This window comes from Acinetobacter sp. 'aerobic (ED)' (assembly GCF_904886855.1).
Taxonomy (GTDB): Bacteria; Pseudomonadota; Gammaproteobacteria; order Pseudomonadales; family Moraxellaceae; genus Acinetobacter; species Acinetobacter courvalinii.
Genome location: NZ_CAJHGI010000004.1, coordinates 213,036 through 227,875, shown reverse-complemented (window position 1 = coordinate 227,875; position 14,840 = coordinate 213,036). Strand labels below are relative to the sequence as shown.

Below are 14,840 nucleotides of genomic sequence, written 5' to 3'. Positions count from 1 at the left end.
GGATTTTTCTTGCGCCCACGATAACTCTTTTTTAGGCCTACTTTGTTTAGTTAAAATTTATAATTGTTATGCTTATGAAAAAATTTGTTTGATTTAGATAAATTGATGAAGAAATTATGAAGATACAAAAAAAGCCACCGAAGTGACTTTTTTCTAAAGAAATTAAAGAAAATAAATTACATAAAACGAGATAAATCTTCTTCAGGACGCGCGGTTAATACTTCAATACCCGTTTTGGTTACCAAAATCGTATGTTCATATTGGGCCGACAATTTGTGATCTTTTGTGACAACTGTCCACTTATCACCTAAAAGCTTGGTTTGCCAAACACCTGCGTTTACCATTGGTTCAATGGTAAAGGTCATGCCTGCTTCCAGACGCATACCGGTGCCTTTTTGTCCATAATGCAAAACTTGTGGTTCATCATGGAAGACATTGCCGATACCATGACCACAATATTCACGCACGACACTGAAACGCTCAGATTCAACATATTGTTGAATGGCATAACCGACATCACCCAGATATGAACCGTCTTTTACCGTGGCCATGCCACGATACATGGCTTCCTGAGCCACTGAACACAAACGGTTTGCAAGAATAGAGGTTTCACCGCCCACGATATACATCATGTTGGTATCGCCGTGATAACCATCTTTAATGACAGTTACATCGATGTTAAGAATATCGCCGTTCTTTAAGATTTTATTTTCAGACGGAATACCGTGACAAACCACATGGTTGACCGAGGTACAAATAGAATGCTGGAACGCAGGGCGACCTGGTGCTGCGCCATAGCCGACACAGGCCGGAATTGCCTGCTGAACATTTTCAATGTGATTGCGACAGATGGTATCGAGTTCTAGTGTGCTCACGCCCGCTTTAATATGCGGTTTAATCATGTCTAGAACTTCAGCCGCCAATTTGCCAGCAACACGCATCTTTTCAATTTCTTCAGGTGTTTTGATTAATCGACGAGGGGCTGTATAAGTTGTATTCATGATCTCTAAAAACTTTTGGTAATTTGCAAGCGTCTATGGTATAAATAGCCGCCTATTTTATCAAATGCTTTTCGTGAATATATTTTACGAAATTATCTGATAATTATAGTCGTAAAAAAATCCGCACATATATCGACACATTACTCTGGGTGCCTAGCAATAGGTGGAGAATGCGGATATATGGAGGCCTAACCCAAACTTTAAGGTAAAGAAAATGGCAGATTACAACGTAAGCATGCGCGACCTTCTTCAAGCAGGCGCACACTTTGGTCACCAAACTCGTTTCTGGAACCCAAAAATGCGTCAATACATTTTTGGCGCGCGTAACAAAATTCACATCATCAACCTTGAGCACACTGTTCCTGCGTTAAATGATGCTTTGAACTTCGTTAACAACCTAGCGAGCAAAAAGAACAAAGTATTATTCGTTGGTACAAAACGAGCTGCTTCTAACATCATCCGTGAACAAGCTCAACGCGCTGGTCAACCATATGTAGATCACCGTTGGTTAGGTGGTATGTTGACGAACTGGAAAACACTTCGCCAATCTATCAACCGTTTAAAAGATCTTCAAACTCAATCTCAAGACGGTACTTTTGCTAAGCTTACTAAACGTGAAGCTTTAGAGCGTACTCGTGAGATGGAAAAACTTGAACGTGCTTTGGGCGGCGTTAAGAACATGGGTGGTTTACCTGACGCATTATTTGTAATCGACGTAGATCACGAAGCGATTGCAATCAAAGAAGCGAAAAACTTAGGTATTCCTGTAATCGGTATCGTTGATACAAACTCTAACCCAGACAACGTTGATTACGTTATTCCGGGTAACGACGATGCGATCCGTGCAGTAACTTTGTATGCTTCTGCTATGGCTGATGCGATTCTTGCTGGTAAAGAATATGCTCAATCACAAGCAAATGCACAAGCAAAAGGCGACGACGCTGCTAAAGACGCTTCTGAGGCTTAATGCGTTTTGACGCAAGCTTGTCATTTTTGCGACATGTAATGGTGGCAAATTAAAGCGTCGAGATTGCAAACGGCCCAGAGATTCTTTGGGCCGTTTTTGTTGAACAGATTTATTTTCTACCGATTTTAGGAGAACAACATGACTGCAATTACTGCAAGCATGGTAAAAGAATTACGTGACCGTACTGGTCTTGCAATGATGGAATGCAAAAAAGCATTAACAGAAGCTGGTGGTGACGTCGAACTTGCGATTGACAACCTTCGTAAATCAGGTCAAGCAAAAGCTGCTAAAAAAGCAGGTAACATTGCAGCTGATGGCGCGATCACAATCATCCAGGAAGGCAACAAAGCGATTCTTGTTGAAGTTAACTGTCAAACTGACTTCGTTGCAAAAGACGAAAACTTCAAAAACTTCTCTGATAAAGTTGCTGCTGCTGCACTTGCTGCAAACGAAACTGATGCTGCGAAAATTGCTGAACTTAAACTTGAAGACGGTTCAACTGTAGAAGAAGCGCGTGTTGCACTTGTTCAAAAAATCGGTGAAAACATTCAGGTTCGTCGTGCTCAAATCGTTGAAGGCGAAAACTTGGCTGTTTACAAGCACGGTTTAAAAATCGGTGTTGTTGTTTCTTACACAGGTGATGCTGACACTGGTAAAGGTATTGCAATGCACGTTGCTGCGTTCAACCCAGTTGCGGTAAATGCAGAAGCTGTTCCAGCTGACTTGATCGCTAAAGAGAAAGAAATTGCTGAAGCGAAAGCATTAGAATCTGGTAAACCAGCGAACATCGTTGAGAAAATGGTAACTGGTTCAGTTGAAAAATACTTGAACGAAGTTGCTCTTGATCGTCAAATGTATGTTATCGACAATGACAAGAAAGTTGCTGATGTATTGAAAGCGACTGGTACTGTTGTTGCTCAATTCGTTCGTTTCGAAGTGGGTGAAGGTATTGAGAAGAAAGCTGAAATGAGCTTTGCAGAAGAAGTTGCTGCTGCTCAGGCTGCTGCGAAGTAATTCGTATCTTCTAAAAAAACCCGGTCATTTTGACTGGGTTTTTTATCGCCTATTAAAAAGCCCACTTCATCAAATGGGCTTTTTAATATTATTTAAGGCTTATTCAGCTTCTTTTTTTAGCTCGTATTTGCTTGCCAATTCACCTGTAATTTCTTTACCTTCGGTATCTAAAGCTTTCAGGTAACCTTCAGCAACGAAATATTTACGACCGTCACCGGCTTTATCCAAGGTAATGACTGAGGTATTTTTGCTATCAAAGGCGAAGCTACCTTTGCTTTCGAAGGCTTTACCATCACCTTTGCCTAAATATTTTTCTTTTAATTCATAAGTCTTATCTAGATTTAGTTCAAGCTCAGTCTCAATACCTTCGCAGTCAGCGCATGGAAGGACACCTTTATAAGTACCATTCCAGTCGAGTGAGTTTTCCGCTGTGTGCGCACTGTCAACAGCTTCATGCGTTGTTTCTGTTGTGGTTGCAGCTGGAGGGGTTTGCTCGTCAGTTTTTGGTGTTTCTGCCTTGTTACACGCTACAAGGAAAACCGATGCTAGAGAAATGGCAATAATTGATTTTTTCATCTTGGATAGAACCTTATTGGAAAGTATTGATATCCAAGTTATTAGATTTTAAAAAGAAATGGAAGTAAGGGAATGTAAGGGTTGTTTAACCTTTGGTAAAGCAAGACAAGCTTAACCTTGTCTTGCCTTGAAGCGTGGATTTGATTTGCAGATCACAAATAACTTGCCACGACGCTTTACAATCTGGCAATCAGCACTACGGCGTTTGGCACTTTTAAGGGATGAGCAGACTTTCATTATGGTTCTCTATATTTAATGTAATGTTATAATATTACATTTTATTTATGCTGTAAAGTTGATCTCATTGTCGAAAGTCTAAATAAAGGGAGCTTGGAAATAAAAAGTCCTATCGTTTAATACGAGCTTTTTGAATTTAGAGCAAGGGATGAACTCGCGTCTCCAAGTTTGGCAAGAGAACTAGCTGTTTTTAAATTGCTATAGATAAATTGAGAACATCTATATTGAATTCTTATCCGTAATTTGGAGGCGATAACAGGTGTTATAAAATATCATTCGGTCTTAGCGAAAAATTGATGTGTTCACGTACTAATATTTGCATGGTTGGAATAATATTTCGAATATCGCCACGTCTCCACTGAAAAGCATAATGCAGTGAAGGGAGTGGAGGATGACTTTCAAGTTGAATCAGTGTGGAATCTGCACCATTTTCCATCCAGCCTTTGGGTAAAAAACCAATTCCAACACCTTCTCGAATCATGCCGGCAACAGCACTCCAGTTATTACAGGTAATACGTTTAATTTCATGAATATTTTGGCTTAATAGCCAGTCATCCAGAATACGGGTTGTTCCCGCACCAGCGGGTAGGGTAACCAGTGTATGTTGAGTTAATAGACTGATTAAATCTTGGGGTGAGTCCTGATCGAGTAAAGACTCGGCAATCATCCATACAAAATCAGCTTTGGTAATGGATTGAGAGAGAATACTGCTTTTAGAAGACCGGCCCGCCATGATGGCAAAATCGAGTTCTCCTGCATCCAATTTCTGTTCAAGCACTGCACCTACATCTACATAGGGTTCTAGATGTAATAAAGGGTGCTGTTTCTGGGCAATGGCAATAAATTTAGGTAACCAGGTCAGTGCGGATAATTCACCCACACCAAACTTCAGCCTTCCATTCAAGCCTTTGTGTTGATTCGTAAAGGTGGTTTGTAGGGTGATGACGGCTTCAAGCACATTACTGGCCATGCTTAAAAGACGCTCTCCATCCTCAGTTAAAACCGCTCGATGGCCACGTCGATCAAAAAGTTGATGATCTAAAATACATTCTAATTCATGAATTCTTTGAGATAACGATGAAACAGAGATATGCAGGCGTTGTGCTGCGATTGCAAAATTATCACATGTCGCAGCCCAGTAAAAAGCTTCCAGTTGCTTGATGGTCGGAGATGACATTGTTCGATTTTTCCGAATAACCTTGTTTAAATAATATCGCTTTTCTTTATGTTGCTCTATCACTATAAAGTAGATAGTGGAATATGGATGAGCGATGTATGGACGTAAATAAGCAAAATATTCAGGCAGGAGCGATGCCTTCTAAGCACCAGCCTAAAATTCTGGACGATATTTTATGTTTACAAGATTTTGAGGCAAAAGCACGTCGAAAACTCCCCCGACCGATCTTTGGTTATATTGCTGGCGCGGCAGAAGATAATACGAGCCTGCAGGATAATCGTACAGTTTTTAAAGATTATCGTTTTATCACGCAGGTCTTGACAGATGTTTCTCGACGAGATCAAAAAGTAGAACTATTTGGAAAGACCTATCACGCTCCGTTTGGCATCGCACCCATGGGCTTAAATGCATTGTCAACTTATCGGGGAGATGTGGTGTTAGCACGGGCCGCACAGGCTGCCAATATTGTTTCAATTATGAGTGGTTCATCCTTGATTCCGTTGGAAACTGTAGCAAAAGCTGCACCAGATACATGGTTTCAAGCTTATCTTCCCGGGGATACCGCACGTATTTTGGCCTTGCTGGAGCGGGTAAAGCATGCGGGTTTTCAGACCTTGGTGATCACGGTGGATATCCCTGTTTCTGCCAATCGTGAAAATAATGTGCGTACAGGTTTTTCGACGCCCCTGCGTCCAAGTTTACGTTTGGCTTGGGATGGGCTGACCCGGCTTTCCTGGTTATTTGGGACTTTTTGCCGGACACTGATGCAGCATGGAATGCCTCATTTTGAAAACTCCTTTGCCACAAGAGGTGCGCCGATCTTATCTGCAAATGTGCTTCGTGATTTTTCTGCCAGAGATCATTTGAATTGGGAACATTTCAAGCAGATTCGTGAGTATTGGCAAGGACATTTAGTGATTAAAGGCGTGCTCAGTGTTAAAGATGCCCATCTTGCCAAAGACATGGGGGCAGATGGCATCATTTTATCTAATCACGGTGGTCGTCAGCTGGATGGTGCCACTTCACCGATGCGAATTTTACCAGATGTGGTTCAGGCATTAGGTTCCGATTATCCGGTCATGATTGATAGTGGTTTTAGACGAGGCTCAGATGTGCTCAAAGCCATCGCATTAGGAGCAAAGATGGTCTTCGTTGGACGACCTTTTAATTATGCAGCTGCTGTGGCAGGGGATGCGGGAGTTGAGCATGCGATTAACCTGTTACGTGATGAAGTCGATCGCAATATGGCAATGTTAGGTGTTAATCGTTGTGATGAGCTGAATCCCGATATGCTTATCCATTGTTGATCTTCAGATTAGCGCGTCTTTTTACTTTTAATTATCCGCTTGAATGATGACCTGTCTTATAGATGGAAACTATAGGCGATAGGGGTCATGTGCCTTAAATAAAGGATTATCAATATGCAACATGTTTATGAAACAGAACAAGAAAAAGCCAAACGTCTAAAGAAAGTGGCCACAGCGACCATTGTGGGTTCAATGTTGGAATGGTACGACTTCTACTTATATGCCACGATGGCCTCTATTGTTTTTAGTAAAGTTTTTTTTGATAAATCTGATCCGAGTACAGCAGCAATCGCGGCCTTTGCAACCTTTGCAATCGGATTTATTGCCCGACCATTTGGCGGTATATTTTTTGGTTTTTTTGGCGATCGTTATGGTCGTAAGAAAATGCTTTACATTACCTTTTTGCTTATGGGCTTATGTACCGTTTTTATCGGTTTAATTCCCAGTTATGACACGATTGGGATTTGGGCGCCGATCCTGTTGGTATTTTTCCGGATTATTCAGGGGCTGGGTGCAGGAGCTGAGTTTGCCGGAGCGGCAATCACCTCCTATGAACATGCATCAGATGAAAAACGTGGCCGTCAAGGCGCCTGGCCAGCATTGGGTCTGAATTTAGGCTTATTATTATCCTCACTCACTATTTTCCTACTCACTTTAAACGGGGATGAATTTTTATTAAATGGCGGTTGGCGTATTCCATTTTTACTCAGCTTTGTATTGGTACTTGTCGGAATTTGGGTCAGAAAAAATTTACCTGAAACGCCAGATTTTGAACAAAAAATTAATAATGATTCAGAAATTAGAACTGAAAATCCTTTTAAAAGTTTACTGAAGGCGAATCTAAAAGGCATCTTGGTGGTTTTGATTGTCGCAATTGGATATAACGCGCTCAGCTATATTTTTAAAACCTTCTCATTGGCTTATTTGACACAGTTTAAAGGGGTAACAGCCCATGTTACTTCCTTGTCGATTACCATTGCCAGTTTGGTCGCCATTGTCACTGTGCCATTGTTTGGGTGGCTATGCGATTACTGGAGTAGTAAAAAAGTTCTGATCTTAGGTGGGCTTTTATCACTATTATTTGCATATCCATTTATGAAATTACTGGAGACAGGTCAGGATATCTTTATCTATGTGGCAATTGCGATAGGAACCGGTATTTTGGCGCCCATGATGTTTGCTTCGCAGAGCTCATTTTTATGCCGACAATTTTCAGTGGAGAATCGTTCTACCGGCGTGAGTTCTAGCCGAGAAATTGGTACGGCTATTGCGGGTGGATTGGCTCCATTAGGGGCGTTGAGCATGGTTGCAGCATCGCCAACACATTCAACAGCCAGTGTTATCATGATTTTAATTACGGCAGCAGTATTTGTTGTGGTTGCCGCGTTATGTGATCAGGGTTACCGCTTCTCTAAACATAAAAATTAATATCTATGCTCTAGGCACTGTTGAAATCCGGATTTCAATAGTGCTGGATCAAAAGTATGTATATATGGTTGGTTATCGGGAATGTGCATTTAAATATATCAATAAAAAAGCCCTTATCTTTCGATAAGGGCTTTTTGAATTTGGAGCGGGAAACGAGACTCGAACTCGCGACCCCAACCTTGGCAAGGTTATGCTCTACCAACTGAGCTATTCCCGCAATAGGACGCATTATAGAGAGTTTCATTCAACTGTCAACTCTCTATAATGCTAAGTGTTGAATTAATCAGCACGTCGCCAGATTGTACCTTGACGTGTATCTTCCAAAACTACACCCTGATCAAGTAAAGACTGGCGAATACCATCAGCTTTGGCAAAGTCTTTGGCTTTTTTCGCATCAACGCGTTGCTGAATGAAGTCTTCAATATCAGCATCAGAGAGGCTTAAGGCTTCCTGACCAATATCCGATTTCAGGAACTCATCTACATCATGTTGAACCAGACCCAGAATATGAGTTAAATGACGCAGGGTAGAGTAAAGAGCCGTTGCCTGCTCCGCTTGCTCTTCTTTCACCGCACGGTTGAGTTCTTTATTGAGTTCAAATAGTACCGCCATTGCTTCAGCAGTATTGAAATCATCGCACATTGCATTGTTAAAGCGCTCAACAAAGTTCTGTTCTAAAGTCTCAATCGTTTTTTGACCATAGACTTGCTGATAGGCTTTGAAAGAATGATAGAAACGGCTAAGCGCTGTTTTTGCTTCTTTTAATGCCACATCAGAGAAGTTAACTGGGCTGCGATAATGCGACGACACAATGAAGTAGCGAATCACTTCCGGATGGAACTTCTCCATCACATCGCGGATGGTAAAGAAGTTGCCTAAAGACTTAGACATTTTCTCGCCATCGACATTGATGAAACCAACATGCATCCAGTAATTCACATATTGTTCGCCAGTTGAGGCTTCACTTTGTGCGATTTCGTTTTCATGATGCGGGAACATCAGATCTGAACCACCACCATGAATATCGAAATGATTGCCTAGGCAGCAAGTCGACATCGCAGAACATTCAATATGCCAGCCTGGACGGCCATTGCCCCAAGGTGAAGCCCATGCAGGTTCATTTTCTTTGGCATGTTTCCACAGCACAAAGTCAAAGGGATGTTTCTTTTCCACTTCGACATCAACGCGTTCAGATGCACCCGCTTGCATGTCTTCCAGTTTACGGCCAGATAGACGACCGTATTTATCGAATTTGCTGACTTCAAAATAAACATCGCCATTGCTGGAAGGGTAAGCAGCACCTTTATCAACCAGGGTATTAATCATGCTTTGCATCTGATCAATATATTCAGTTGCTTTGGGTGCTTCATCCGGTGCCGTACAGCCCAGGTTGGCTGCATCTTCATTCATGGCATCGATAAAACGTGCCGTGAGCTGTTGAATGCTTTCACCATTTTCGTTGGCACGCGCAATGATCTTGTCATCAATGTCGGTAATGTTGCGAATATAGCGAACTTTCCAGCCTTGGCTACGCAAGAAGCGAATGATGTAGTCAAATGCAACCATAACCCGAGCGTGCCCGATATGACAGTAATCGTAAACCGTCATACCACAGACATACATATCGATTTGACCTTCTTTGCGTGGGACAAATTCAACTTTTTTACGTTGCTCAGAGTTATATAGAACAAAAGGTTGCATAAGGGTTTTCAAACACTCTACAAAAATCGTTATTCATCATAACGTATGCACCATATTTCATAAAGTTATCAGCAGAAAAAAGATGGCTTTAGTTTGCAATATTTTCTTTATTCAAAACGGATTTGACGGGGCGTTCGAAGTTGGGCTTTTTTGGCAAAATAATAGTAGATCATAGCAGTTGCTAAGATACCCACCAGCCAGGAGATATCCACATTACCTAGCATGGTCGCGATGTGACCTGTATAAACCTTGCTATGAATAAAGGGAAGTTGTAATAACACGCCCATGACATAGCAACCAATGCCAATTCGATTCCAGCGACCATATTTTCCATCCGGGTCGTAGAGTGCCGCGACATCACATTGTTCTTTAGAGATAAAATAGTAGTCTACAAGGTTGATTGCGCTCCATGGAATGAAGAAGGTGAGCAAGAACAGAATGAACGCTTTAAAGGTATTTAAAAAAGTATGTTCACCAAGAATTGCGATGATGGTAGAAATGGCAACCATAGCCAGTACCACACCTAAACGGGTCATTCTTGAAATGTGATATTCAGGTTTGAAACTATTCCAAATGGTTGCAATACACATAAAACAACCATAGGCATTCAGGGTGGACAGGGTCACTTTACCAAAGGCAATACTGAAATAGAGGAAAGTAATGATCAGTGCAGCTGCATTCATTCCCACAACATATTGCACTTCATTTCCAACAAAGCCACCTTGTGAGATTTGTGCAATCAATACACCTAAGGTCATGGAGATTTGTGAACTGAGCAGCGAACCTAGGCCAACAGCCAGAAAGACACGGCTGGAGGAGGTGTTTGATGGTAGATATCTGGAATAGTCAGCGACATAAGGTCCAAATGAGATTTGCCATGAGGCAGAAAGGGAAATCGCGAGTAAAAATGAGGACCAGCTAAATTTTTGAACAGCAATTAACTCTGAAATGTTTGAATGAGTTAAAATTTGAGTCAAAATAATGACAAAGGCAATCAGCCCGATAATGCTTGCAACTTTTCCAACCCAGTGAATTAAACGATAGCCAATGGTGGCAAAGATCACAATAAAGACCGCATAGATTAAAATCCCGGTGCTATTGCTGACATGAATAAGTTGCGCAATCGCTTTACCTGCAAGGACTTCACCAGTGGCTGTAAAACCGATATACATCAGACAAACCAACAGGATTGGAATGCAGGCACCATATACACCAAATTGAACACGGCTTGAGATCATTTGTGGAAGGCCGAGTTTAGGGCCTTGAGCTGCATGCAATGCCATCACGATGGCACCGAAGCACTGTCCAATCAACAAACCGATAATCGACCAGAAAACATCTCCACCAAGAACCACCGCCAAAGCACCGGTAACGATTGCCGTGATTTGTAAATTGGCGCCGAACCATAAAGTAAATTGCCCAAAAACACTGCCATGCCTTTCTTGTTCGGGAATGAAATCAATACTGCGGTTTTCAATAAATTGATGTTTTTCTCTCTCATCCAATGAGCTCATTTGTATACGCCTTTTCCCTGGAGCACTGATTGTCACTAAAAATACATGCGGTATTAAAATACGAGCATGTATATATTGATATGAATATGTATATACAACTTGGGTTATATGTGAGCAATTTTATTTGTGTTAAAAAAGGTAAATTCCAGATTTTTGATTTAGCTAAGGTTTCTATATAGATGCATAAGGCTGAATTTTTAAATTGAATAGCACAAGGCAAGGCAAGAACGCTGCTAGAAGTCTATCCATTTTTCACGAAAACTTATACATTTAGAAACGTGCAGAATTCACAGTTATGTTAGAATCGCCTTCATTCTTTTGATTAAAATCATCTGCCGATTGGTAGATAGAGTATTATTTTGAGTCAAACTCATATGTCACACGCCATAAATTTCCAGAAAAGCGCACTCGAAACCCTGCGTATTGAACAGCAAGCGATTGAAGTGCTTGCGACCCAGATTAATCAACATTTTGATCGTGCATGTGAAATATTATTGCAATGCCAAGGTCGTGTGGTCATCACGGGGATGGGGAAATCGGGTCATATCGGTCGTAAAATGGCAGCTACATTTGCATCGACAGGTACACCTTCATTTTTTATGCATCCAGGTGAAGCGGGGCATGGCGATCTGGGCATGCTGGTGCGTGGCGATGTACTTATTGCGATTTCAAATTCGGGCAAGAGTGATGAAATCATGATGTTGATGCCACTGATCAAGCATTTAGGCGTGCCACTAATCACGATTAGCCGTGATGATAAAGGGCCAATGCCACAAAATGCAGATGTTGCATTAACACTGGGCGCAGCTGACGAAGCGTGCCCTCTAGGATTGGCGCCAACCTCAAGTACAACCGCCACATTGGTGCTCGGTGATGCTTTGGCAGTTGCGTTATTGGAAGCACGTGGCTTTACCGCAGATGACTTTGCGCGTTCGCATCCGGCAGGTGCATTGGGTAAACGTTTGCTGTTGCATGTGAAGCATTTGATGCATACAGGTTCAGAATTACCCAAGGTACGTCCTGATACACCAATGAACAAGGTGCTCTATGAAATCTCGGATAAACGTCTTGGTTTAACCACGATTGTTGATGAGCATGACACCTTATTGGGTATTTTCACTGATGGTGACTTGCGTCGCATGATTGACCAGCAACAAGGTTTTGATGTCAATCTGGCGGTTTCTGAAGTGATGACTAAAAATCCGTTCACCATTTCTCAGGAAGCCCGTGCGGTGGAAGCATTAGAAAAAATGCATGAGAGAAAAATTAACCAGTTTGTAGTGGTGGATGACAGCAAAAAAGTGATTGGTGTGATCAGTATGCATGACCTTATTCAGGCGGGAGTAAATTAAGCCATGGCATCTTATGCTTTACAAGAACAAGCACGTCATTTACAGGCACTTGTACTTGATGTGGATGGAATCTTAAGCGATGGCTTCGTGACCTTAACCAATTCGGGTGATGAAATTAAGTCATTTGATATTCGTGATGGTCTGGGCATGAAACTGGTCCAGCAAGCGGGTATGAAGGTGATTATTATCACGGGCCGGAAAAGCCATATCGTTGAAAAACGCATGTCTGATCTTGGTGTCGATCTGGTTTATCAAGGCCGTGAAGATAAGGGTACAGCCTTACGTGAAGCGTGCGCCCAACTCGGTTTATTGCCTGAAGACTGTATCTATATGGGGGATGACTGGCCGGATTTATCTGCATTTGCAATTGCCGGAATGAAAGTCACTGTTCCCAATGGCCATGAAGAAGTGCGTCGTCGTGCCAATCTGGTGACCCAAGCGATGGGCGGTCGTGGGGCTGTCCGGGAAGTCTGTGATATGTTGTTGATGGCAAAAGGTGTTTACCAAGAACTGCTTGAAAAATATCTTGCGGTACCACATTAATATAGTGTTGATTTGCTCAAAGGTTAGGTAACCCAGTTTATGGATACCAAAGTTTTATATGTTGTTGCTGTTGCAGTCGCTGCGGTGAGCGGTGGCTATTATTATTACAGTGGCAAGGCAAAAAAGCTGGACGTTGATTCAGCCAAGAATATGACCTATTCCGCACAGGGTGTTCACTTAACACAAACTGATGAGCAGGGTAATTTATATATTCGTGCTGAAGTGAAACAGTTGCAACAGAATATGCAACTGAAAACCTCTCAGCTTGATCAACTGAATGCAGTGATGTACAAACAGGGCAAAGCAGACGCAACCTTTTACGCAAAACAGGCAAATGGCTATGACGACAACACTAAAGTTGTCTTGCTTGGTAATGTCGTTGCGACGAAATTGTCCGATCAGGGTAAAATGGAGTTTCATACCGATGAGCTCACGGGTTACCCGAAAACAAGAGAACTCGAAACACAACATCAGGTTACGGTTCAATCACCGACTGCTGAGTTTGTGAGTCAAGGTCTCAAGGCTAATATGAATAATGGTCAATATGAATTTTACAAAATTCGAGGAAAGTATGCGCCAAGCTCTTAATTCTAAATCTCGTCTCACTTTCCTAAAACAAGCCAGCTGCGTGGCTGTGATTGCATTATCTGCAAGCACCAGCTTTGCCTTGCCTTCAGACCGCAATCAACAGCTTTCACTGGTTGCTGATCGTGCAACCTATAACGATAAGTCTGGTGTAACCACCTATACCGGTAATGTCGTGATTGAGCAGGGCACCATGAAACTGCAAGCAGATTCACTGGTGGCCAACCTGAATAGCAAGAAAGAAATTCAAACCATTACGGCAAAGGGACGACCTGCAAAGTTCCAGCAACAAATGGATGCCAACAAAGGTCTGGCACGTGGTGAAGCGCAAAATATCGTATATAACGCAGATACCGGGATTATTACGCTAACAGGTAATGCCTACCTCTATCAGGATGGATCAAGTATTCGTGGTAATAGCCTGAAATATAGTATGAATAAAGGCGATGTCGAGGCGCAGGGCTCATCAAGTAACCGTGTACAAATCATTATTCCACCATCAAGCTCTAAAAGCTTCCCAGGGGCACGTGATTAATGGAACAGGCAGTGCAACAACCCCAGACTTTATGTATTAAGCATTTAGCGAAAAACTATAGTAAACGTTGGGTGGTCAAAGATGTATCTTTTACCATGCAAAGTGGGCAGATCGTGGGTCTGCTTGGCCCGAATGGTGCAGGTAAAACCACCAGCTTCTATATGGTTGTTGGCCTTGTTCGGATGGATAAAGGCGAGATTCATTTAGATGACCTCGACATGTCTGACCTTGCGATGCATGAACGTGCGCGTAAAGGCATCGGCTATTTACCGCAAGAAGCTTCCATTTTCAGGAAATTAACCATTTCTGAAAATATTATGGCGATTTTAGAAACGCGTAAAGATTTGAACAAACAGCAACGTCAGCAACGTCTGAACGAACTGTTAAGTGATTTTAAAATTACTCATATCAAAGATTCACTGGGTATGAGTGTGTCTGGTGGTGAACGCCGTCGTGCTGAAATTGCCCGTGCTTTGGCCGCAGATCCGAAGTTCATGCTGCTGGATGAGCCTTTTGCCGGGGTCGACCCGATCTCTGTCGGTGATATTAAAGATATTATCCAGACGCTGAAAGATCGTGGTATCGGGGTGCTCATTACCGATCATAACGTACGTGAAACGCTGGCGATTTGTGAAAAAGCCTATATCGTTAGTGAAGGTTCAGTCATTGCGGAGGGAACACCGCAAGAAATTCTGGACAATGAACAGGTACGTAAAGTCTATTTAGGTGATGATTTCGTCGTTTAACCTCGAATCAACTGTGTATGTGAAGAAAGAACCGAAAGGTTCTTTTTTTATGGCTGCATATAAATCAGATTGCCAATCCCAACTCATTTAGTGGGGAATAGCGAGAATTTTATTCTAATTAGCTGATAAATATTTATTTTATTTTTTTAATTAGTTT

At 42.0% G+C, this 14,840-nt stretch carries 15 protein-coding genes and 1 tRNA gene; 9 read left to right on the top strand and 7 right to left on the bottom strand.

Annotated features, from left to right (window positions below; genetic code table 11):
• Positions 1-176 precede the first annotated feature (176 nt).
• On the bottom strand, positions 177-1,001 hold the full coding sequence (gene map / locus JO943_RS09900; RefSeq protein WP_004773623.1) for a type I methionyl aminopeptidase: 825 nt from the start codon (positions 999-1,001) through the stop codon (positions 177-179).
• 214 nt (positions 1,002-1,215) lie between these two features.
• On the opposite strand from map, the gene rpsB reads away from it, so the two are divergent.
• Together rpsB and tsf are read left to right on the top strand one after the other, a co-directional pair.
• A complete protein-coding gene (gene rpsB / locus JO943_RS09895) occupies positions 1,216-1,968 on the top strand; it encodes a 30S ribosomal protein S2 (protein WP_004652723.1) in 753 nt (250 codons plus the stop codon).
• Positions 1,969-2,106: 138 nt separating this feature from the next.
• Entirely contained in the window at positions 2,107-2,982 is an 876-nt protein-coding gene (tsf, locus tag JO943_RS09890) for a translation elongation factor Ts (RefSeq protein WP_005287814.1), read from the top strand.
• Between the two features lie 99 nt (positions 2,983-3,081).
• Here the strand turns inward: tsf and JO943_RS09885 are convergent, their stop codons facing one another.
• From JO943_RS09885 to JO943_RS09875, 3 genes are all read right to left on the bottom strand, one after another.
• On the bottom strand, positions 3,082-3,558 hold the full coding sequence (locus tag JO943_RS09885) for a copper resistance protein NlpE (RefSeq protein WP_032874313.1): 477 nt from the start codon (positions 3,556-3,558) through the stop codon (positions 3,082-3,084).
• 111 nt (positions 3,559-3,669) lie between these two features.
• Entirely contained in the window at positions 3,670-3,795 is a 126-nt protein-coding gene (ykgO, locus tag JO943_RS09880) for a type B 50S ribosomal protein L36 (protein WP_005231541.1), read from the bottom strand.
• Between the two features lie 262 nt (positions 3,796-4,057).
• Positions 4,058-4,972, bottom strand: coding sequence for a LysR family transcriptional regulator (locus JO943_RS09875; RefSeq protein ID WP_009511255.1), 915 nt, complete (start codon positions 4,970-4,972; stop codon positions 4,058-4,060).
• 98 nt (positions 4,973-5,070) lie between these two features.
• Between JO943_RS09875 and JO943_RS09870 the strand changes: the two genes are divergently transcribed.
• Together JO943_RS09870 and JO943_RS09865 are read left to right on the top strand one after the other, a co-directional pair.
• The gene (locus tag JO943_RS09870) at positions 5,071-6,279 is read left to right on the top strand and encodes an alpha-hydroxy acid oxidase (protein WP_202740685.1); all 1,209 of its coding nucleotides are present in this window, start codon (positions 5,071-5,073) and stop codon (positions 6,277-6,279) included.
• A 114-nt stretch (positions 6,280-6,393) separates the two neighbouring features.
• Complete coding sequence (locus tag JO943_RS09865) at positions 6,394-7,707, top strand: MFS transporter (protein ID WP_202740684.1); 1,314 nt, start codon at positions 6,394-6,396, stop codon at positions 7,705-7,707.
• A 141-nt stretch (positions 7,708-7,848) separates the two neighbouring features.
• Here the strand turns inward: JO943_RS09865 and JO943_RS09860 are convergent.
• From JO943_RS09860 to JO943_RS09850, 3 genes are all read right to left on the bottom strand, one after another.
• Positions 7,849-7,924: transfer RNA gene (locus tag JO943_RS09860), tRNA-Gly, on the bottom strand.
• A 62-nt stretch (positions 7,925-7,986) separates the two neighbouring features.
• A complete protein-coding gene (gene cysS, locus JO943_RS09855) occupies positions 7,987-9,408 on the bottom strand; it encodes a cysteine--tRNA ligase (RefSeq protein WP_202740683.1) in 1,422 nt (473 codons plus the stop codon).
• Between the two features lie 107 nt (positions 9,409-9,515).
• On the bottom strand, positions 9,516-10,922 hold the full coding sequence (locus tag JO943_RS09850; protein WP_202740682.1) for a purine-cytosine permease family protein: 1,407 nt from the start codon (positions 10,920-10,922) through the stop codon (positions 9,516-9,518).
• Positions 10,923-11,296: 374 nt separating this feature from the next.
• On the opposite strand from JO943_RS09850, the gene JO943_RS09845 reads away from it, so the two are divergent.
• The 5 genes from JO943_RS09845 to lptB are packed head-to-tail and all read left to right on the top strand — an operon-like array spanning position 11,297 to position 14,683.
• Complete coding sequence (locus tag JO943_RS09845) at positions 11,297-12,274, top strand: KpsF/GutQ family sugar-phosphate isomerase (RefSeq protein WP_005287734.1); 978 nt, start codon at positions 11,297-11,299, stop codon at positions 12,272-12,274.
• A gap of 3 nt (positions 12,275-12,277) precedes the next feature.
• Positions 12,278-12,817, top strand: a complete 540-nt coding sequence (locus tag JO943_RS09840; RefSeq protein WP_004773617.1) for a KdsC family phosphatase — start codon at positions 12,278-12,280, stop codon at positions 12,815-12,817.
• A gap of 39 nt (positions 12,818-12,856) precedes the next feature.
• The gene (gene lptC / locus JO943_RS09835; protein WP_005231526.1) at positions 12,857-13,405 is read left to right on the top strand and encodes an LPS export ABC transporter periplasmic protein LptC; all 549 of its coding nucleotides are present in this window, start codon (positions 12,857-12,859) and stop codon (positions 13,403-13,405) included.
• Positions 13,389-13,937 carry a lipopolysaccharide transport periplasmic protein LptA gene (gene lptA / locus JO943_RS09830; protein WP_032881366.1) on the top strand — a complete coding sequence of 183 codons (549 nt, stop codon included), beginning with the start codon at positions 13,389-13,391 and terminating at the stop codon, positions 13,935-13,937. Before lptC ends, lptA begins: the two co-directional genes overlap by 17 nt.
• Positions 13,937-14,683 carry an LPS export ABC transporter ATP-binding protein gene (lptB, locus tag JO943_RS09825; RefSeq protein ID WP_004773613.1) on the top strand — a complete coding sequence of 249 codons (747 nt, stop codon included), beginning with the start codon at positions 13,937-13,939 and terminating at the stop codon, positions 14,681-14,683. The genes lptA and lptB overlap by 1 nt, the downstream gene beginning before the upstream one ends.
• The last annotated feature ends 157 nt before the right edge of the window (positions 14,684-14,840 follow it).